Genomic DNA, 19,961 nt, shown 5'->3' with positions numbered 1-19,961 from the left:
GCTACTTAAGGCCGTACAAACGCGGAATGGCCGGCGTACGAGGCCTGGTTACCCAGTTCCTCCTCGATGCGCATGAGCTGGTTGTACTTCTCGACACGTTCGCCACGGCAGGGTGCGCCCGTCTTCAGGTGACCCGTCCCCATACCGACGGTAAGGTCGGCAATGAAGCTGTCGACCGTCTCGCCGCTGCGGTGGGAGACCATGGCGCCCCACCCGGCCTTGCGCGCCATCGTGATGGCCGCAATGGTCTCGGTCAAGGTACCAATCTGGTTCAGCTTGATGAGGACGGCGTTGGCCGCGTTCTCATCGATCCCGCGCTGAATGCGTTCGACATTCGTGACAAACAGGTCGTCGCCGACGAGTTCGATCTTCTGCCCGATGGTCTGGTTCAACAGCTTCCAGCCGTCCCAGTCGTCTTCGGCCAGGCCGTCCTCGAGGACGACGAGAGGATACTTTTCCACCCAGTCGGCATACATGGCGACCATTTCGGCCGAGGTGGCTTTGCGGCCCTCCGTGCGCAGGTTGTACAAGCCGTCTTCATAGAAGCCGCTGGAGGCCGGATCGAGGGCGATGGCGATTTGTTCGCCCGGCTTGTACCCGGCTTTCTCGATGGCCTGGATGATCAACTCGATGGCGTCCGCGTTGCGCTTGAGCGCCGGAGCAAACCCGCCCTCGTCACCGACGCCGGTGGTGTAGCCAGCGGCCTTGAGAACGCCCTGGAGCGTATGATACGTTTCGCTCGCCCAGCGCACAGCTTCCCGGAACGTGGGTGCGCCCACCGGAGCAATCATGAATTCCTGAAGGTCGGTTCCCTGCCAGTTGGCGTGGACGCCGCCGTTCATGATGTTGAACATGGGGACCGGCAGCATTGTCGCCGTCACGCCGCCGATGTACCGGTACAGCGGAAGGCCGCAGGCCTGCGCTGCAACCCGTGCGGTTGCCAGGCTGACGCCCAGGATGGCGTTGGCGCCCAGTTTCGTCTTGTGCGGCGTGCCGTCCAACTCGATCATTGCATGGTCGATACCGGCCTGGTCAGTGGCATCATTGCCCATGACAGCAGACGCAATCTCATTGTTCACATGTTCTACGGCCTTCAGGACGCCCTTTCCGCCATAGCGGGCCCTGTCGCCGTCACGCAGTTCCAGTGCTTCGTGAATCCCTGTCGACGCTCCAGATGGAACACCCGCCCGTGCCATGATGCCGGACGCGAGGGTGACTTCCACTTCGACCGTCGGATTGCCGCGTGAATCAAGGATCTCTCGTGCATGGACACTCTTGATAGCTGTTGTCATTGTTGCTCCTCCTGGTACAGGTTTGTGGACACCACAGTATTGTTCAGCCAATCAGTGTTTCCAGTGTGAGGATGTGTGAGTTTACGTGCTCTCGCGGGCGACCTTGAGCCGGAAGAACGCGTACAAGGCATCATAGACAACGAACTGCGCCTCCAGGTTGCTGACGTCGTCGGGATACATCAAAGAGAAACCCTGCGCCAACGCTTCGAGCCCCCTGGCGTACGGGTTCGCGTCCAGTTGATCCGTATCCGCAGCGTTGACGACGTCGGCAAGCTGCAAGAGCGCCTTGTCGGTGAGATGATACTTCTCCATGATGGAGACAAAGCTGCAGTGACCGTCCTGGTGACCCAGCTCGGCGCCTTCAAGGTCAAAGGGTGTCGCGACCTCGTTCTGACCAAACTGATCCACAATGTCGGTCGCCACAAACACGAACTCCGCTTCGCTGTCGACGAACCGGCTGATCAGCCATGGACAGGCGATCCTGTCCACATGCACGTGCGCGCGCGTTACCCACTTCATATGAGCCTCCCCGATGACGAACTGCCTACAAATATTACAGTTTGCCCCGAACGGTCAGTCGGTCAACTGGTCGGCTTATTGTCTTCCATCAGTGCGCAGGCCCTCGCTTGCCACCAGCGCGATCGATGCTGCTGTCAGGACCAGCGCCGCCGCCATCGACCACGTGAACGGGCTACGGAAGATGACCAGCGACAGCAGGGCACCGGCCAGGGGACCAACGGCAAAGAAGGCTCCCGTACGGGCCGCGCCCATGACCTTGAGCGAAAGGATGAACAGCACCAGAGAGACCCCATACGAGATGCAGCCGACGCCGAGACCGGCCAGGAGGCTGCCTGGGGCAGGAAGGCTGCCTCTGGTCGCCCACGAGAGCCCCAGAGAGAAGAGCCCCGCGGCCAGTCCCTTGATACTGACCAGGATAAGCGGATCGCAGTGGGACAGCCTCGCGGACACGTTGTTGTCGACGCCCCACCCAATGGCAGCACCTATGATCAGCAGCGGTCCGACCATGCTGGACCTCCCGCCCGCTGCGACCCCGGTGAGGAGGACACCGGTCGTCGTCATCAGCACGACCGCAGCCCACACCGCCCCCGAAACACGCTCCCTGAAGAACATCCATGCAATAACCGCCGTGGTCACGCCCTCGAAGTTCAGGAGCAGCGATGCCGTAAACCCCGACGCCGCACGCACGCCGAACATCAGGAGTATTGGCGCCACGACCCCACCGACGGCGATCATCGTGAGCACATACGGCACGTCCAGGCGCCGGAGTGGTTCGCTGTGCAGTCCACGCGTCACCCCGAGCAGACGACCTACAGACACGGCCACGAATGCACCAAGGTAGAGGACACCAGCCAGCGCGATCGGATCCATCCCGGCGACGATGAGCTTCGACAACGGAGCACTGAGTCCGAACAGGACTCCTGCTCCCAGCGCAAGTGGGATGCCTCGGCGGACGTTCATCGCTCCACCACCTCCCATGCCAGTGAACGCCTCTCGTCGTCGCGTTCCACGACAAAGACGACTCCGTTGGATACGGATCCCAGCAGCTGCGCCAGAGCGGCGATGAGCGCCGGACCGGTATATAGCGCTCCTGCAAGGGCCACGGGGTCCGTCCGGGAGACCAGCAGTTTTGAAAGAGGAGCTCCTGTTCCCATCAGCGTACCAGCGCGCAACGCCAGAGGAATTCCACGCCGTAGGTCAGGTTGTCGCATCATGTCCAGGTCTCCACCAAAGACACCGGAATTTTGGAGGAGAGTCGGTGCCTTTCGTCCAGTATATGCAAAACGGGCCACGGCATGCCGTGGCCCGCCTGCACACTCTGGGGTTGGTGTCAGGGCGTCGTGTTCAAGGCGTCCAGTTTTGCCAGGACATCCTCGAGCGCCTTGAGTTCCTGCCCTGCACTCGCGAAGTCGCCCGTCGCCGTGTACTGTTTGTACCGGGTCATCGTGGCGACTGCTTCCGCGATGAGCGCCTTCTGTTCGGCAGTCACCGTCCCAGGCGTGACATTCCCGCCCGTCGTCCCAGTCTCAGGTGTTACGACCGTTCCGGGTGTTACGACCGGCCCAGGTGCAGTGGTCGCAGGTCCTACCCCGCCAATGTCCACCGGAGTTCCCAGCAGACTGCTCAGAGCCTGGTCCAGATTATCCCCCCACACCAGTTTGTCTTTGGTGGCCGCGACGATCTTCTTGATCTGCGGCATCTTGGAACTGCTGGACTGCAGATAGATGGGCTCGATATACAGCAGTGAGCCATCGACCGGCAGGATGAGCATGTTACCCCGCAGGACCTGCGAACCCTGCTGATTCCAGAGCGTCAACGTCTTGGAGATCTCCGTATCCTGATCAATGCGGGCCTCGACCTGGAACGGACCGTACACGACACGGTCCTTGCTGAACTTGATGACCGACACACGGTCAGGACTGTTGATATCGGAACTGATTGCCATAAGCGCCACGAGGTTGTCCTTGCCGACTGGCGTGAACGGCGTGACCAGCGAGAACACAGGCCCCGTCGACCCTGGCAGCCTGAAGAAGATATAGTAGGGCTCGATAGGCGTATCTGTTCCCAGGTAGCGTTCCTTCGCCACCGCCCACTGGTCTTCCTGCCCATAAAACACACGCGGGTCCGTCATGTGGTACTTCGAGAAGACGCGGCTCTGCAGCGCGCCCAGCCCGGATGGATACCGGTAGTGGTCCTTGACAAATGACGGAGCATCGTCGAGCGACTTGAACAACCCCGGGTAGACGCGGTCTATGGTAGCCGCAACAGGATCGGCTTTGTCGATGAGGTAGAAGGTCGTTGTCCCATCGAATGCGTTCACAGTGTACATGAAACTGTTGCGAACGTAGTTGACGACCTTGCCGCTCAACTCTGTGCCTGCGTCGTAGTACTCGCTGTAGGGAAAGTACTGCGACGTCGTATACCCCTGGCCGAACCAGAAGAGCTTGCCTTCGGGGTCCACGACGATGTAAGGGTCACTGTCCACCTCGAGGAACGGCGCGATGTGCTTGATGCGTTCCTGGAGATTGCGGTAGACCATGATACGTGATTCACTGCTGATCTGTCCCGATATCAGGATGTTGATATTCTGGTTGACGAAGGAGAAGGCCAGGCGGTTGAGCATGGAGAGGCGGATGCCGCCGTTGCCCGTATACTGGTACTGCTTGTTGGCATCGCCTTGCGGATAGTCGAATTCCGACGAGTTACCCTTGACGATGGCAAACCCGCTCGTGCCTTCACCGTAGTAGATGCGTGGCTCGGAAATATCCACGAACCCACCGCTGCTGACGGGGGGAATGTCCTTTACCGCATATACGGGAGCGCCTTCGGACGAGAAGTCGCTGACACCATTTGCGACCACGCCGAACCCATGGGTGTAGACCAGGCGATCATTGACGAAACTGCGCGACGTGTCTGGCAGCAGTGACTGCTCCAGTTCGCGCGCAGCGATCATGACCTCCTGCGACGTCCCGTTCAATATGTAGCGGTCGATGTCGATGTCGTTGAACTTATAGTAGCTACGAATGGACTGCAGCTGCTCATTGGTGTCGGCCAGTGCGCGCCAGTCCCACAGCCGCACGTTCTGAAGCACGTCCTTGTTGGCGATGACTGCGCCTGCGGTCAAGGTCGTCTGCGTCCCGGGATCGGGGATCACGTTGACCGCCGACAAGCCGAAAGCAGTGTTGGTCGCCGTGATATTGTTGGCTAGATAGGGCGTCTCGCGCGAGAGTTCGTTGGGCTTGACGACAAAGCGCTGATAGAGCGCTGGGATGCCGGACACAAGCAGAATATAGGCGATGAGCGTGATGGCGCCTACCCAGCCGAGGAATCTCGGGTTTGCCAACCGTGGCTTGAACGAAGCCAGCAGGAACACGATGCCGCACAGCAGGACGCCCACGGCCGTCGCCTTGATGAGCGGGATGCGGACGACCTGATCCACGTTGCTCACGCCGAACACGACGCCGTTGCTCTGGAACAGGAGCCCATACATCGAGATCCAGACTCCCACAGCCGCGATCAGCAGCAGGATGCCTGCGAAGAAGCTCAGGCGATTGCGCAGCCCACGGCGCAGGGCAGCGTCACCCGGCACCGAACTCGCCATGAGGAAACTCGCGCCGATCACCGCCATACCACCCACGACGATGCCCGCAAGAATGCCCAGGAGCCCTCGCATGACAGGATAGGTGAAGAAGTAGAAGCTGATGCTGTGACCGAAGATGGGGTCGGTGTACATCGTCGAGGCCACCTGGCGTACTGCCGCCAGCAGCTGCAGACTGAGACCGCTTGCGCCCAGCCCGACGAAATTCGCAGCGACAACGGCGATAACGATACGCGTCCATTTGAGGACCTGGGAGGTGTGAAGGGCGTCGTCCGCGTTCATCCCCGCGAACAGGCCGCGTGGAAGTCCGGTAACCGCCCACACCACGGCATAGGCCACGATGGCGCCCGCCACATAAGCGGCGATTCTCGCCAGTGTCCTCGTCCAGAAGACCTGCCGGTAGCTGACCTCGGTGAAGAACAGGAAATCCGTATAGATGCCGGCCAGTGCCGAGAACAGCAGCCCCGCGACTGCGACGAGCATAAGCGCCACGCTGAGCCCCAGGGCCCAGCCGCCGAACTTGCTCCTGCGCACCCAGATGAAGATGGCGACAGCCACCAGCAGCAGTACGCCAAACGCCGATATCATTGCCGTCTGTCCAGTCATGATACGTCAACCTCCTGTTTCAAAGCAGAGCCACTACTCTGGAGCAAATCAATACGCACGCAGCTGGAGCCGATCAGGTTCATGCCACGATTGGGAGAACACCTGGATCACTCTCATGCCGTCGAAAGCATGGAAGACTCCTTGTGATAGTCTACGCCATTCACCGGTCGAGACAACGCTGACGGCGGACTCATGCACATCGCCCCACCAGACGGGGCATGAAGATGCCCCCATTCACGGGGGCATCTTCATGCCCGCAACCCGGAGAAACTCAGGGCTTGGGGTACGTAATCGTGATCGTCTGAGTCGAATCTTCCCACTGCACGTCTGCGCCCAGGCTCTCGGCGACGAAGCGCAGAGGGAGCATCGTACGACTGTTCAGGATCTGAGGCACAACCTTTGGGTTCATGCTGTCGATGGGCATCGATTTACTATTCACCAATGCGCTCGACTTCCCGATGACGAGCTCGAGTTCGGTCCCGTCGAGCGATATGCTCACCGTCTGACTAGTGGCATCCCAGGCAACGGTTCCGCCAAGGGATTCGACGACTGCCCTGATCGGGAGCAGCGTGCGGCCCTCACCAATGACCGGCGGCGCATCCAGTACGACGTTTGAGCTGCCGGCTTTCATGGTCGGCAAGCCGATATGAAGGACAAGAACCGTCCGGGGTTGTTCTCCGATGACACGCACGGGAATGGAACGCGCCTTGCCTGCAAGTTCCTGCTTGCCCCCGTCTCCACCCAGCAACTGAAGCTCGTCGATGTCCAACTGTGTCGTTCCGGCCCCGAGCGCGCGGAACGTCAGGACCGCGATACTGCCGTCTCCACTGACCGGCTGGGCATCGCCCTCGAGTGTCGACGCGACGGTTACTTCGCCTGCGGTGCCGTGATCCTCGATGAACAGGGTTTCGGTTCCCAGAAGACTGCCCTTCGCGACACTCACGAACTGCAGGGCCTTGTCGTCATACGTGACACGGCACCCCGCTCCATACAGATTCTCCACGTCGCGTGCGTCCAGCGGCACATCCACTGTCGCTCCCATCGATGTTTCGACTGAGACTCCCCCAATAACCACGGGCGGAGCAGTGCGAATTGCGACTTCGGCATGGACAGTCGTGATGCTTGCCGGGTCCAGCGCGCTGCTGACCTCGACATCCACGGTGCCGACTGTCCCCGGCGCAAGTCCCGCCGGGACCTGGACCGTCACTTCTACCGTTCCTGTCGCTCCAGACAATACCGTGACCGACGCGGGACTGACAGAACTCGACCACGTGCTCCCGGCACGGACCGTCGACTTGACCGCAAACGTGTCCGTCCGGGAACCCCGGTTGCGAAGACTCACCTCAAGGCGGGTCGTCGTTCCAGCCGAGACCAAGCGCTCCACGGTGTCCAGCCGGACGGTCACGCCGGCATCCTGCGACGCCCCCGGTTGTCCATAGCTGAACTCCCGGATCACGTTATGAAAGCCGTCGGTCACATAGAGGGTGCCCTGCGCCGACCACGTCATCCTGCCCGGCAGATACCAGGACCTGGCCGTCGTCCAGGCCACCGATCCGTCCTGATGGAACGCGACGAAGCGCCCGTTCTCGGCATCGCTTACCAGGATAAGGCCGTCGGGCAGCAGCATCGCATCGTGAGGATAGTACATCTGGCCGGGGCCGCGACCACCGCCCGCTGCTCCGAACACCCGGATGACGACCCCCGTGGAGCCATAGCGAACCACCTGCTGAACTTCAGAAGACTCACCCCAGAGGCAGACGAGCAGGTCTCCGCCAGGAAGAACGGTCAGCCCGCCGGGCATACCGGCAGTCGTGAAACGGCCCAGTTCGGTGCCGTCAGCCGCCAGATGGACGACAGATGCGTCGCCCTGGTTGCAGGCCCACAGCGTCCCATCGCTTGCCACCTCGAGATCGCCCGGCCCGTCAACCTTGCCGGCGGCAATAGTCCTGACATAGTTGCCGGCTTCATCATAGACAGCGATGAATCCTCCCCTGGCATCCTGCGCCGCGACGTACACTAGTCCTGCACCGCTTGCCGCGACGGATTCCACCAGCTGCATCGAACGGGAACCTGCACGCATGACAGTGAACAGCTCATTGCCGCTGCGGTCCAGGGCGTCCACGTACCCGCGGTTCCACTCGATCGTCTGCCCGTCTGCGGAGACCGCGGGCGAGCTGCATGCTACCCACAGCTGACCCTTGCCGTCCACTGCAACGTCCTGGGGATTGTTGAGCCGACCTCGGAGGTCGATGGCATAGTCCTGGACAGCCACCACGCTGCCGTCAGGAGCATACTCAATAAGTTTCGCGTGGTAGCCGCTACCAAAGGGATTGGTCGCGTCGCGGAAGAACCCGCTGTTCATGACGTAGACCATGCCGTCAGGTGCAACGGCGACACCGCCGGGACTGAGCACTTCGCCGTCCTGGATGTCGGTCATGTCGGCCGGATACTGTCCAAAACTGTGCTGGTACTGCCCGCTGCCGGAGAAGACCTTGACGGCTGGGACCGTCAGTTCACCCGTGCCGCGGTCTGCCACGTAGATGCTGCCCTTTGTGTCCACTGCGAGGTCAGCAGCGCTGGTGATGAGATTCTCCGCATCTCCAGGCGCCGCAAAAACACGCACAGCCGTCGTTCCGCTCAACCGGTAAACGGCGCTGTCGCCACTGGAAACGACATAGGAGAAGAGACCCGCCGAGGTCATGCCGGCGGGACGGGAGATGCCTGTCACGGTTGTTACGTAGGTGCCTGTCGCCGTGAACTGCTCCAGGCGGTCGTTCAACTGGTCTGCGACCCAGATGCTGCCGTCCGGCGTCACGGCGATGCCGGCCGGTCCCTCGAACTGGCCGGCTGCCTTGCCTTCCGAGCCGAACTCCATCACGACCGAGCCGTCGGCGCCGTACTTGACAACCTTGTTGCCGAAAAAGTCAGCGACATAAATGTTGCCGGCACTGTCCACAGCTACATCGGCCGGGTACTGAAGCTGCCCGCGCCCGCTCCCCAACGACCCGATGACGCGCTTGTGGACAAGGTCAGCCGAGAGAACGTGGATGCGGCCGTACCCAGTGTCACACACGACGACGTCCCCATTCGGCAGAACAGCCACGCCCTGCGACGGGAATGCCTGTGCCGACGGATAATCCTTCTCGACCGTGTTGACACTCTCGATGGTCAACGTCCCGACATAGTCAGAGGGCATCACGCCGATCGTGTCGACCTCGGTCAACGCAACAGCGCCCGTCGCCGTTCCCGTGCCGGGCGTCAACAACGCTCCAAGGAGTGCAATCACGCACAGCAAGCGAATCGTTTTCTTCATTGCCGCCTCCTAGGGGTAGACGTCGCCATAGTGCTGGCGCAGGATCTGCAGGTCGGCGTCGTCGACGCGTCCATCGCCGTTGAGGTCTGCCATGTTGTCATACCGCTTATCCCCGGCCTTCGAGCCGTACGCGCGGGCAAGAGCGACCATGTCGGCCAGGTCCACACGCTTGTTGCCATCGATGTCCCAGACGTTGCCTCCGGAACGCAACGTGATGGCCAGCGACCGGGCGATCATCTCTGTCGTCCCACTGCCGTTGGTCGCCAGAGGGTTTCCAATCCACAGTTCTGTAGAACCGCTGTGTACGACGGTAAATGTGACCGTACACACACTGCCGCTTCCCTGGACCTGGGCCGTCCCTGTCGCGCCTTTGACTGCAACGCTGCCCGCCAAGGCGTCAACAGTGGAGGCAAAGCTCGACGGGGTTGTTCCCCCCTGGTTCAGGAAGTCTCCCTCCCGCACTGACTTCACCGAAAGGTAGTACGGTTCGAATTGCACGACAGCCGCTATGCCTGCAATACTCGTTGTCGTGTCGGCGCTCAGGCTGACCGTCATGTCTTCGCCCTCACGCAGACTCCCACCCATGATACTCAGACTCAGCGCGGGAACACCTGCCATGCCCGTGATATGAATGGGCACCGACTGATGTGCTGCCTCCGAGATCTTCAGGTTGGCCGGGTCGTTGTTGCTCTCGACGACCGACGTCCTCAGGAGATAGTCTCCGTCGGTCAGGAAGAAGTTGCCGTGAACGTCTCGACCGTCCCAGGAAAACTCGTGGTCACCCACGAGCAACAGCGACCTACGGTACACGGTCCCAAGGGTCGCCGCGCCATCTATGCCCGTGACCGTTGCCACGACCTGCGAGGCAAAGCTGGAACCCTGCGGCTCGTCTCCTGCCTCGACGGCAGGTCGCACGCCGCCATACCCGATGTTGAACCGGACGTCCATCGTGCCACTGGGCGCTTCAAGGGTTGCCGTGCTCGTCTGCATCCCGCTCAGCTGTTCAGGGACCTCAACGCCCGCGCGCCAGTAGATGTAGGGCACGTGCAAAGTTCCGCTGGTCGACTGCAAGGTGATCATCCCCTCGTGCGGCCCGTCCCCCACGGCAGCCGGGTTCACGGTCGTGGTCACGCTCACCTGTGCCGTTCCGCCGGGAACGACGATTACGGGTGACGGAGTGATGGTCACCGCCACGCCTGCCTGCGCATCCATCGTCCAATTGAACGAAGGCGAGAAGGTCACACTGTGGTCCGAAAGACTGCGGAGCTTGATCGTCGTCGCGGTCGCAATACTGTCATCGTCGATAAGGACGGCGCCTGTCTGGAACGTCGTTGTGCCGTCGGACGCGGCTATCTCGGCCACGGCCGGAGCGTCGATGGCAGCTGGTACGTTGACCCGGCCGGCTCCCTGCAGTGTCCACGTGATGACCTCGTCGTTCTGCCAGTTGCGCAGGACATCGGACGTGTTCATCAGCGCCATTTTGACCGTCTCCGGTGTCCAGTCCGGATGAGCCGCCTTGATCAATGCGACGGCTCCGGCCACCGCAGGCGAGGCCATCGACGTGCCGTCCAGCTTGGCATACTCGCCACCTGGAAATGTCGAGTTCACCGTGACGCCGGGGGCAGAGACCTCCGGCTTGAAGTGAAAGTCCTCGGTAGGGCCCATCGAACTGAAGTCTGCAAGCGTCCCCAGGCTGCTCCGTGTTTGAAACCGGACGACAAGCCCTCTCGTCGTGAGCTTCTTCAGGTCCAATCCTGCGTCCTGCGTAATGCCGATGCAGGGTACGTAGTTCTTACTCTCGTCGCCCACCGCCACCTTGAGCGTCATACCAAGGACTCCGGGGCTGTGGTTGTAGATGATGACACCAGCGGCTCCCGCAGCCTGAGCATTGAGAACCTTGTCGCGGAAGTAGATCCCGCCGGTCCCGATGGGCCCTCGTTCGACAAGTGCGACCTTGCCCTGGACGTTCACAGCAGCAAAATCGGTCTTCGAGCCATACCCGGCGTCCACGATGCTATATGTGGAGCCTTCCTTGAACTCCGGAGCGATGTCGGCATAACTACCCATGATATTGTCCAGTCCCGTTCCGGTCGGCGTCACGACCTCCACTACTGGATAGGGGCCGTCGTTGGAGGCGGCTACCGCGATGACATTGAGCGCCGTCGCCGGCGAACCCAGGGGCCAGTTGGTCAAAGGGTTGCGCGGACCGGAGTTGCCCGTCGCTGCGACGACCACGACACCCGCCTTGACCGCGTTGTTGATGGCCTCGTTCTCGGGCGTATCAGCCGTCCCCCCGGACGTACCCAGGGACATATTGACCACTGTGCAGTGGTCGCGCACGGAGCGGTCAAGTGCAGCGATGATGTCTCCATCGGCGGCTCCTCCTCCCTGGTCGCTGAAGACTTTATAGGCGTAGAGCTTCGCCTTTGGCGCGACACCCTGCACCTTGCCATCCGCAGCGGCGATGCCCGCGACGTGTGTGCCGTGGCCCTGTATGTCCATGGGGTTCGCGTCGTCGTCAGCGAAGTCGTAGCCTCCCACCACCTTTGCATTGGGGAACTTTGCTCCGCCGAGGTCCGGATGCGTGTAGTCGATACCGGTGTCGATAATGCCAATGGCCGTGCCGGTTCCGTCGAGTTTCCTTCCACTCGCCGACGTACTGTTCCACAACGCCTGATTTACTCCCATGGCGGCATTTGTGTCATCGTCAAGGACCTGCGCCTGCCGGGATTCGTAGACAAACGAGACATGGCTCGTCCCCGCAACCACCGCGAGGTCGGACCCCGCAAGGCTCAGTGCGAGACCGTTGAACGTCACGCTCAGTCGCTGCTTGACCGTATACGTGACACCTTGCGCCGTCACCGAGGACAGGAACGCATTCTGCTCCTGTGAGATCGCTGCCTCTGATGCATGCGCGGCCGCAGTGTCCAGCCACCCCTCCGCTCCCGCGTCCTGGACTCTGCCGACCAGCGGAAGACCTTGCATGCGGACGATGACGTCCTGTGACGATGGCGATGACCCGACACGGGCCAGAAAGGCGGCGTCGATCGTGGGCAGGTTCAGTGCGCCGCGTGCGGGCTTCCCCGGCAACCCGCACACCAGCACCAGAGCCACCGCCACCACGATCCTCAGACACCATTGCAGTCGCCTCGTCATCATTTTCCTCCTGCGCCGCCGGCGGGCCACATGCTCAACCCACACAGAGGCAGATGTGTTGGGTATACCGCCAAACGGCCCAAAGGTCAATGAAGACGGGAACTCACCGGCCTGGACACCGCTGGATTCCCGCATACGCCGAGGAACACCACTCGTATTGCAAAGAAATACTCGTGAGGAGCACCCCTCAGAAACACCCCTCGCATTGGACTAACATGCTCGGGGGCATTGAAAAGAAATACTCGGGGGTCTTGAACAAAAGGACTCGGGGGGAATGACGGAGCAGAGGAAGGCGTCCGCTTCGACTTCTTGCCATACAGGTGCCACCGTCTATACTATTATTCTCTGCAGCTGCAGAGGATAATTCTTCGAGCTGTCCGGCCTTCGGCACAAGCCATGGCGTACAGCCGGCAGGGTACGGCGGGAAACGGCCGTGCCTCCCATTGTGGAAAGGAGAAACAATGAATAGAGGTCTGTCACGTCTGCTGGTCCGTCGCGTCCTTGCGACGGTACTCATTCTCGCGTTTCTGTCCATGGCGTCCGCCCCCCCTGCACGCGCCGCATCACTGTCCGACATCGCCGGACGTCCCGATCAGGCCATTATCGAGCTGATTGTCGCCAAAGGGTTCATGAAGGGTTACCCGGATGGGACGTTCCGTCCCAACGCCCCGGTCACCCGTGCCGAGTTCATCGTGGCACTCGCACGTTCCGCTGGTCTCGATCCTGTACAATCGCCCACCAAGACGTTCAAGGACTTGCCTACGAGCAACTGGGCTGCTCCTCTTGTCTACGCCGCCATCGCTAAGGGCTGGGTCACCGGGTACCCGGACGGGACCTTCCACCCGACAGCCAACATCACCCGCGAGGAGTCGATGGCCATCGTTGCACAGCGTATGGGCTTTGAGATCCGCGGCATGGCGACGCACACGGTTCTGGACAAGGTCGCAGGCTCGGAGGACCTTTCGCAATGGGCATGCACAGCCGCTGCCGCCTGCGTACAGGAAGGCATGGTCACTGATGTAACCAAGCCGACCGCCGCCATCACCCGTGCTCAGACTGCCGCCTACTTCCCCGCTATCCTGGACTACAAGGCACCCGAGACACAGTCGATGATCCTTGCTACGACGACCTCCACCTTCGACTCTGGACTCCTGACTTTCCTGATCCCCATTTTCGAGAAGGCCAACCACGTCAAGGTCAAGATCATCTCGGTCGGTACCGGCCAGGCTATCACGACTGGGCGCAACGGCGACGCCGACGTCCTGCTCGTGCATGCGCGTGCCCAGGAAGACCTGTTCATGGCCGACGGCTTCGGTCTCTTCCGCAAAGACGTCATGTACAACGACTTCATTATCGTAGGGCCGGCCAGTGACCCTGCGAAGATCAAGGGCATGACCGACGCGACCGCTGCGTTCACGAAGCTCGCTGCCTCCGGCTCGACCTTCATCAGCCGTGGCGACAAGTCGGGCACCAACACCAAGGAGCTCGACATCTGGAAGGCAGCGGGCATCACGCCTGCCGGCAAGTCCTGGTATCTCAGCGCCGGACAGGGCATGGGTGAAGTCCTCATGATGACCGACCAGAAACAGGCATACACGCTGACCGATCGCGCCACGTATCTCGCCTATCAGAACGGTGGCAAGATCAACCTGCCGATCCTCGTCCAGGGGTCCCAGGGACTGCTCAATCCCTACGGCCTCATGCCCGTGAACCCCGCCAAGTACCCAACGGTCAAGGTCGACCTTGCTATTCGATTTGCTGATTTCATGACCGGCCTGCCCGGGCAGGAACTCATCAAGAGCTTCGGCGTAGAGCAATACGGGCAGACTCTCTTCTACCCGGATTCCACCGAGTGGAAAGCTACGCGCAGCCTCGACATCGTGCTCCCGAGCGGAAAGGCGGTCACCTATCGTCTGAACGACGTCCGCAGGTTCCCCATGACGACGGTCAAGATCTACCCGCAGAACAACCAGTCGCTTACGCCGGTCCTGTACGGCGGCGTCCAGCTCATCGATATCCTGAAGGTCATCTCGCCCGATCTTACAGCCGCCAGGCACCTGACCGTCGTCGCCACAGCCACGGACGGCAGCCACGTGACGCTGGACTATGACGACATCTACAACGCGCTCACGGGTACGAAGATCATCGTCGTCTATCTCAAGAATGACGCAACACTCTCGACCGACGACGGCTTCATGGCTCTCATGACCACGAAGGGTACCTTCCTGGTGAATACTCTGAAGTACGTCTACCGACTCGAAGTCCACAAGTAGCATGCAAACGACCCGGAGAGACGACGATGGGTGATATCGGCCGGGGCTTCGTTCAGGCCGTTCGGCTCATCGTCTCCCTGGACCCCGGAACGTACGAAGCCCTGGGAACGTCCCTCCGCGTCACCATGAGCGCCCTGTTCTGGTCAGCGCTCGCAGGGTTCCCCCTCGGCATCCTGCTCGCATTCTCCCACTTCCGGGGCAAACAGGGCGTCATGAACGTCGTCTACACCCTGATGGGGTTTCCACCCGTGGTGGCAGGCCTCCTCGTGTACCTCCTGTTGTCCCGCAGCGGCCCTCTTGGGCCGTTGGGACTGCTCTACACGCCAACGGCGATGGTGATCGCCCAGATCACGCTGGCTCTCCCAGTCATCGTCGGCCTTTCGGTCCTTGGACTGCGCGGCGCCGACAAGGGCGTCTTCGACCTCGCGCTCACGCTCGGCGCGACACGCGCACAGGCGTCCATCGCTCTGCTCCGCGAGGCACGCCTGGCCATCCTCGGTGCCGTCATCACGGCGTTTGGCAACGCCATTAGCGAGGTCGGGGCAGCCATGCTGGTGGGCGGCAACATCCAGGGAGCGACCCGCACGCTGACCACGGCACTCGTCCTCGAGACCCGTCAGGGCAGCTTCGACCGAGCCATTGCACTGGGCATCATCCTGCTCCTCGTCTCGTTCCTGGTCAATGTGGTCCTCTCCCGTCTGGGTGAGGGCACGTCGGAGGTCGGCAATGTCCGTCACATCAACTGACCTCATCACGGTCAGAGGTGTGCGCAAGCGCTTTGGTGCCCGGGAGGTCCTCCGGGACATCGATCTCAACATCCTCGCAGGCAGCATTACCGTCATCCTCGGCACAAACGGCGCCGGCAAGACCACCCTCCTGCGCATCCTTGGACTGCTGGAGCCCGCCGACGAAGGCACTGTCGCCTACGACGGCGTTGTCCCGGGCGCGTCGACCGTCGCGTATGGCACGTCGACCAGGAGTCCTTCCCAGGATGGACACTTCCTGCCGCTACGGCGACAGATGCTGCTCGCGTTTCAACACCCGGCGATCTTCAGCAGCTCGGTCCTCAGCAACGTGACGTACGGGCTGCAGCTGCGCGGCGTGAGCCGTGCCGAGGCAGAGGAGCGGTCCATGGCCGCCCTGCGCGAGACCGGCATCTCCGATCGCGCCCGTCAGCATGCTTCGTCGCTTTCCGGCGGGGAAGCGGCCCGTCTCTCGGTAGCGCGGGCCCTGGCCCTGCAGCCACGCCTCCTCTTCCTCGACGAACCATCCGCCAGCCTGGACCCCTATGGCACGAAGCTGCTCGAAGACCTGTTGATGCACATGAGGGACGACCTGGGCATGACAGCCGTTGTCGTGACGCAGGACATCTTCGAAGCCCGTCGCGTCGCCGACCAGGTGGCGTTCCTTCACCAGGGGCGTATCATAGAACAGGCGCCGCGCGATGACTTCTTCACCAATCCCCGCGATGAGCAGACCCGCCGATTCGCTGCGGGCGAGCTGCTTGTGTAAGAGGGGACATCCCCATTGTTGTAACATCTGCCACTGGAGGAATGATGCTGAGCATCGAGGAAGCGTTGAAGGCAATACTGGACCATGCAACACCGCTGACACCGGTCACCATGCCGCTTGACGAGGCTGCCGGCCTGGTACTTGCGGAGGATGTGATTGCGCACGGAAACGTGCCCCCCTTCGCCAACTCCGCCATGGATGGGTTCGCCGTCCAGGCTGCCGACATTCAGCAGGCATCCGAGGCCACGCCTGTCCGCCTGCACATCCTGGAGGACGTCCCTGCGGGCAGTGTCGCTACGCAGCCGGTCCGCCCTGGCACCGCCATCCGTATCATGACGGGCGCTCCCCTCCCGGATGGCGCCGACACCGTCGTCCACGTCGAGGTGACCCGCACGGAAGGCAACGACGTCCTGATCCTCCTGGCCCTCAAGAACGCCGTCAACGTACGCCGGGCAGGCGAAGACATGAAGGACGGCGCCACCGTCCTGACAGCCGGCACTGTCCTGCGTCCTGGCGAAGTCGGCGTCTGCGCTGCAGCCGGTCATGCCACCGTCACCGTTTACCCCCGTGCCCGTGTTGCCGTCCTGACCACAGGCAGCGAGCTGGTCGATACCGCTCAGGTGCCTGGACCCGGACAGATCCGCGATGCCAACGCACACTCGCTGCGTGCACAGGTCGCCGCGATGGGGGCAGAACCAGTCGTCTTCGCCCGCGTGCCCGACACGCGTAAGGCCGTGAGGTCGGCGCTCGAGCAAGCGCTTGTCCAGACTGACGTCGTCCTCACCAACGGCGGCGTCTCGGTCGGCGACTACGACTTCGTCAAGGACGTCCTGCAGGAGATGGGCGCAAAACTGGTCTTCTGGCGCGTCAAGCAGAAGCCCGGCAAGCCGATGGCGTTCTGGACCATGGGTTCTAAACGTATTGTCGGGCTGCCCGGCAACCCCGTCTCCTCCATGGTCTGTGCCGAAGAGTACGTGCGCCCGCTGGTGCGCCGCATGATGGGCCATGCCCTGCTGTACCGTCCCGTCCGTACCACCATCCTCGACGAACGATATGCCAAGGGCGCCGACGCTGGACGCGCCCACTTCGTGCGGGTCCGCCTGCAGGAACGCGACGGAGCCCTCCACGCCGCACTGACCGGTTCCCAGGGGTCCGGTATTCTCACGTCCATGGCACTTGCGACAGGCATCGCCGTCCTCCCCGAGGAGACGCCCGTCGTCGAAGCGGGCCAGACCGTTCACGTACAGCTCACCGACCTTCCGGAGGACCACTGATGACTGACCGTTTTGGACGTACCATAGACTACATCCGCATCTCCGTCACCGACCGTTGCAACCTGAGATGCCGGTACTGCATGCCGGAAGACGGTGTGCCCATGCTGGAGCACGAGGACATCCTGCGCTTCGAGGAGATCGTCGCGTTCATGCGCGTCGCCGTCTCTGAAGGTATCGTCAAGGTGCGCCTCACCGGTGGCGAACCACTGCACCGCCCCGGCATTGTGGATCTGGTGCGCATGCTGCTGGCCGTCCCCGGCCTGCAGGACCTCTCGCTCACCACCAACGGTATCCTGCTGCCTCAGTTTGCCGGCCAGCTGAAAGCCGCCGGACTGAAACGTGTCAATATCGGCCTGCCCTCGCTGGATCCGGCCGTCTACGCCCACCTTACGCTTCTCAGCTCGCTGGACACCGCCCTTGCCGGCCTCAAAGCGGCCGTCGACACAGGGTTCAGCCCCATCAAACTCAACGTCGTCGTCCTGCGTGGCGTCAACGACGACCTGGCGCCGTACCTCGACCTCACCAGGCGCCTGCCCGTCGAGGTCCGCTTCATCGAATACATGCCCATCGGCCCACTCGGTGAGGACAACTGCCTGGTACCCGCCGCCGAGCTTCGACGCAAGCTGGAAGCACTGGCCCCTCTTGAGCCGGCCGACAAGCCACGAGGCAACGGTCCCGCGCAGGAGTATCGCCGTATCCCGGGGGCGCCCGGGACAGTGGCCATCATCGCGCCCGTGACCGAGCATTTCTGTCGCACGTGCAACCGTCTGCGCCTGGTCGCCGACGGCCATCTGCGGCTGTGCCTGTTCGGCGCCGACGAGATTGACATCAAGCCCGCCCTGCGCCCCGTCGTCAACGAGGAGGCGCTGCGTGCACTGCTTGTATGGGCGATGCAGCAGAAACCCGAGTGCATGCCGGCAACGGCCAGTGACTACGGCCGCGCCATGGGAAGCATAGGAGGATAGCATGGGAAGTGATGAGCTGACACATCTGGACGACAAGGGCAACGCGCGCATGGTAGACGTCGGCGGTAAGCTGGAGACAGTCCGTGAGGCCGTCGCCCGCTGCCGCGTCCTGCTGGCGCCAGCCACCTTCGAGCTAGTCAAGGCGGGCAACCTCAAGAAGGGCGACGTCGTGACGGTTGCACAGGTTGCCGGCATCCAGGCGGCCAAACGCACGTGGGAGCTGATCCCCCTCTGTCACCAGATCAACATGACGTTTATCGGCGTGACACTGACACTCAACGAGACTGACCACGCTGTTGACATCGAAGCGACCGCCCGCACCAAGGCCGAGACCGGTGTCGAGATGGAAGCCCTGGTCGCCGCCTCCACCGCCGCACTCACCGTCTACGACATGTGCAAGGCTGTGGAACGGGGTATCCGTATTACCGACCTGCGCCTCATCCGCAAGAGCGGCGGCCAGTCCGGAACGTGGGAGGGTGCATGAACGACCGCGTCGTGGTCTCGGTCAACATCTCTGAGCAGAAGGGCACACGCAAGCACCCGCTGCAAGGTCCTGTCACTATTAGCATGCTGGGCATGCAGGGTGATGCCCACGCAGGCGACTGGCACCGTCAACTCAGCCTTCTGGCGCAGGAGAGTATCGATAAGATGCAGGGCCACGGCCTGGTGCTGCAGCCCGGCGACTTCGCCGAGAATATCACGACACAAGGCCTCGATCTGCTGACCCTGCCAATCGGGACACGTCTCAAGATCGGCACCGCCGTCATGATGGAGGTCACGCAGATCGGCAAGGAGTGCCACCTCGGCTGTGAGATCCGCAAGCTGGTCGGCGACTGTGTCATGCCCCGCGAGGGCATCTTCACCCGCGTCATCACACCCGGCACAATTGAGGCCGGCGACATCATCAGCATCATCAGCAAAGGAGGAACCCCATGAAAGCAGCAGTTCTGACCGTCAGTGACAGTTGCGCCGCCGGGAGCCGCGTCGACGAGAGCGGACCCGCTATTGTAAAGCGTCTCACGGATGCCGGCTGGACCATCGAGGAAACAACGATCGTCCCCGACGAGCAGGTGGAAATCGCCGGAATCCTTGAGCAGTGGTCCATGGAACGCCACGTGAACGCCATCATCACCACGGGCGGCACGGGCTTCTCTCCCCGCGACGTCACCCCTGAGGCAACCCTATCCGTCGTCGACCGCCGTGCACCCGGCATCAGCGAAGCCATCCGTCTCTACGGCCTCAACAAGGGCGTTCCGACCGCCTGCCTGTCCCGCGCCGAAGCCGGCCTGCGAGCCACCACCCTCATCGTCAACCTCCCCGGCAGCCTCAAGGCTGTTCAGGACGGCATGGACGTCCTCATTCCTTTGCTCCCTCATGCATTGGAGATGATCGCGGGGAAGGGACACTAGATAGGCCGAAAGCATCTCTCGGTATTCATTGCACAGGCACAAGT

General features: G+C 62.0%; 15 protein-coding genes and 1 riboswitch. Of the genes, 8 read left to right on the top strand and 7 right to left on the bottom strand.

The features are described 5' to 3' along the window. Nucleotides 1–5 precede the first annotated feature (5 nt). The 7 genes from eno to SMC7_RS07540 form a co-directional block, all read right to left on the bottom strand. Nucleotides 6–1,292 carry a phosphopyruvate hydratase gene (gene eno, locus SMC7_RS05425; RefSeq protein ID WP_119089338.1) on the bottom strand — a complete coding sequence of 429 codons (1,287 nt, stop codon included), beginning with the start codon at nucleotides 1,290–1,292 and terminating at the stop codon, nucleotides 6–8. Between the two features lie 81 nt (nucleotides 1,293–1,373). Next, nucleotides 1,374–1,811, bottom strand: coding sequence for a chromate resistance protein ChrB domain-containing protein (locus tag SMC7_RS05420; RefSeq protein WP_119089337.1), 438 nt, complete (start codon nucleotides 1,809–1,811; stop codon nucleotides 1,374–1,376). Between the two features lie 75 nt (nucleotides 1,812–1,886). Beyond that, a complete protein-coding gene (locus SMC7_RS05415) occupies nucleotides 1,887–2,771 on the bottom strand; it encodes a DMT family transporter (protein ID WP_165845169.1) in 885 nt (294 codons plus the stop codon). Continuing rightward, nucleotides 2,768–3,025, bottom strand: a complete 258-nt coding sequence (locus tag SMC7_RS05410) for a hypothetical protein (protein ID WP_119089335.1) — start codon at nucleotides 3,023–3,025, stop codon at nucleotides 2,768–2,770. The genes SMC7_RS05415 and SMC7_RS05410 overlap by 4 nt, the downstream gene beginning before the upstream one ends. A 116-nt stretch (nucleotides 3,026–3,141) precedes the next feature. After that, complete coding sequence (locus SMC7_RS05405) at nucleotides 3,142–6,015, bottom strand: UPF0182 family protein (RefSeq protein ID WP_119089334.1); 2,874 nt, start codon at nucleotides 6,013–6,015, stop codon at nucleotides 3,142–3,144. 271 nt (nucleotides 6,016–6,286) lie between these two features. Beyond that, entirely contained in the window at nucleotides 6,287–9,328 is a 3,042-nt protein-coding gene (locus tag SMC7_RS05400; RefSeq protein WP_119089333.1) for a stalk domain-containing protein, read from the bottom strand. A 9-nt stretch (nucleotides 9,329–9,337) separates the two neighbouring features. Then, complete coding sequence (locus SMC7_RS07540; RefSeq protein ID WP_165845168.1) at nucleotides 9,338–12,484, bottom strand: S8 family serine peptidase; 3,147 nt, start codon at nucleotides 12,482–12,484, stop codon at nucleotides 9,338–9,340. A gap of 354 nt (nucleotides 12,485–12,838) precedes the next feature. Then, a riboswitch (molybdenum cofactor riboswitch) is annotated at nucleotides 12,839–12,956 on the top strand. Here SMC7_RS07540 and SMC7_RS05390 point away from each other — a divergent pair. The 8 genes from SMC7_RS05390 (at nucleotide 12,946) to SMC7_RS05355 (ending at nucleotide 19,917) form a co-directional block, all read left to right on the top strand. Continuing rightward, nucleotides 12,946–14,757 (top strand): substrate-binding domain-containing protein, encoded by a 1,812-nt coding sequence (locus SMC7_RS05390; RefSeq protein ID WP_119089331.1) that lies wholly within the window; start codon nucleotides 12,946–12,948, stop codon nucleotides 14,755–14,757. (Overlaps the previous riboswitch by 11 nt.) A gap of 26 nt (nucleotides 14,758–14,783) precedes the next feature. After that, the gene (locus SMC7_RS05385; RefSeq protein WP_119089330.1) at nucleotides 14,784–15,503 is read left to right on the top strand and encodes an ABC transporter permease; all 720 of its coding nucleotides are present in this window, start codon (nucleotides 14,784–14,786) and stop codon (nucleotides 15,501–15,503) included. Further along, the gene (locus tag SMC7_RS05380) at nucleotides 15,484–16,269 is read left to right on the top strand and encodes an amino acid ABC transporter ATP-binding protein (RefSeq protein ID WP_165845167.1); all 786 of its coding nucleotides are present in this window, start codon (nucleotides 15,484–15,486) and stop codon (nucleotides 16,267–16,269) included. Before SMC7_RS05385 ends, SMC7_RS05380 begins: the two co-directional genes overlap by 20 nt. A 44-nt stretch (nucleotides 16,270–16,313) precedes the next feature. After that, complete coding sequence (gene glp / locus SMC7_RS05375) at nucleotides 16,314–17,543, top strand: gephyrin-like molybdotransferase Glp (RefSeq protein WP_119089328.1); 1,230 nt, start codon at nucleotides 16,314–16,316, stop codon at nucleotides 17,541–17,543. After that, nucleotides 17,543–18,508, top strand: coding sequence for a GTP 3',8-cyclase MoaA (moaA, locus tag SMC7_RS05370; RefSeq protein ID WP_119089327.1), 966 nt, complete (start codon nucleotides 17,543–17,545; stop codon nucleotides 18,506–18,508). The genes glp and moaA overlap by 1 nt, the downstream gene beginning before the upstream one ends. Nucleotide 18,509: 1 nt before the next feature. Beyond that, complete coding sequence (moaC, locus tag SMC7_RS05365) at nucleotides 18,510–18,992, top strand: cyclic pyranopterin monophosphate synthase MoaC (protein WP_119089326.1); 483 nt, start codon at nucleotides 18,510–18,512, stop codon at nucleotides 18,990–18,992. After that, on the top strand, nucleotides 18,989–19,444 hold the full coding sequence (locus SMC7_RS05360) for an MOSC domain-containing protein (RefSeq protein ID WP_119089325.1): 456 nt from the start codon (nucleotides 18,989–18,991) through the stop codon (nucleotides 19,442–19,444). The genes moaC and SMC7_RS05360 overlap by 4 nt, the downstream gene beginning before the upstream one ends. Then, a complete protein-coding gene (locus SMC7_RS05355; protein WP_119089324.1) occupies nucleotides 19,441–19,917 on the top strand; it encodes a molybdenum cofactor biosynthesis protein B in 477 nt (158 codons plus the stop codon). Before SMC7_RS05360 ends, SMC7_RS05355 begins: the two co-directional genes overlap by 4 nt. Nucleotides 19,918–19,961: the final 44 nt, after the last annotated feature.

It is taken from the genome of Candidatus Cryosericum terrychapinii (assembly GCF_003570925.1).
Classification (GTDB): Bacteria; Caldisericota; Caldisericia; order Cryosericales; family Cryosericaceae; genus Cryosericum; species Cryosericum terrychapinii.
Note: the sequence above shows the minus strand (reverse complement) of the source record. Positions and strands in the feature narration are given on the sequence as shown.

Bases quoted from the DNA above. Each gene is read 5' to 3' on its own strand.
- eno (WP_119089338.1), bottom strand. From the start codon at position 1,292: ATGACAACAGCTATCAAGAGTGTCCATGCACGAGAGATCCTTGATTCA.
- SMC7_RS05420 (WP_119089337.1), bottom strand. From the start codon at position 1,811: ATGAAGTGGGTAACGCGCGCGCACGTGCATGTGGACAGGATCGCCTGT.
- SMC7_RS05415 (WP_165845169.1), bottom strand. From the start codon at position 2,771: ATGAACGTCCGCCGAGGCATCCCACTTGCGCTGGGAGCAGGAGTCCTG.
- SMC7_RS05410 (WP_119089335.1), bottom strand. From the start codon at position 3,025: ATGATGCGACAACCTGACCTACGGCGTGGAATTCCTCTGGCGTTGCGC.
- SMC7_RS05405 (WP_119089334.1), bottom strand. From the start codon at position 6,015: ATGACTGGACAGACGGCAATGATATCGGCGTTTGGCGTACTGCTGCTG.
- SMC7_RS05400 (WP_119089333.1), bottom strand. From the start codon at position 9,328: ATGAAGAAAACGATTCGCTTGCTGTGCGTGATTGCACTCCTTGGAGCG.
- SMC7_RS07540 (WP_165845168.1), bottom strand. From the start codon at position 12,484: ATGACGAGGCGACTGCAATGGTGTCTGAGGATCGTGGTGGCGGTGGCT.
- SMC7_RS05390 (WP_119089331.1), top strand. From the start codon at position 12,946: ATGAATAGAGGTCTGTCACGTCTGCTGGTCCGTCGCGTCCTTGCGACG.
- SMC7_RS05385 (WP_119089330.1), top strand. From the start codon at position 14,784: ATGGGTGATATCGGCCGGGGCTTCGTTCAGGCCGTTCGGCTCATCGTC.
- SMC7_RS05380 (WP_165845167.1), top strand. From the start codon at position 15,484: ATGTCCGTCACATCAACTGACCTCATCACGGTCAGAGGTGTGCGCAAG.
- glp (WP_119089328.1), top strand. From the start codon at position 16,314: ATGCTGAGCATCGAGGAAGCGTTGAAGGCAATACTGGACCATGCAACA.
- moaA (WP_119089327.1), top strand. From the start codon at position 17,543: ATGACTGACCGTTTTGGACGTACCATAGACTACATCCGCATCTCCGTC.
- moaC (WP_119089326.1), top strand. From the start codon at position 18,510: ATGGGAAGTGATGAGCTGACACATCTGGACGACAAGGGCAACGCGCGC.
- SMC7_RS05360 (WP_119089325.1), top strand. From the start codon at position 18,989: ATGAACGACCGCGTCGTGGTCTCGGTCAACATCTCTGAGCAGAAGGGC.
- SMC7_RS05355 (WP_119089324.1), top strand. From the start codon at position 19,441: ATGAAAGCAGCAGTTCTGACCGTCAGTGACAGTTGCGCCGCCGGGAGC.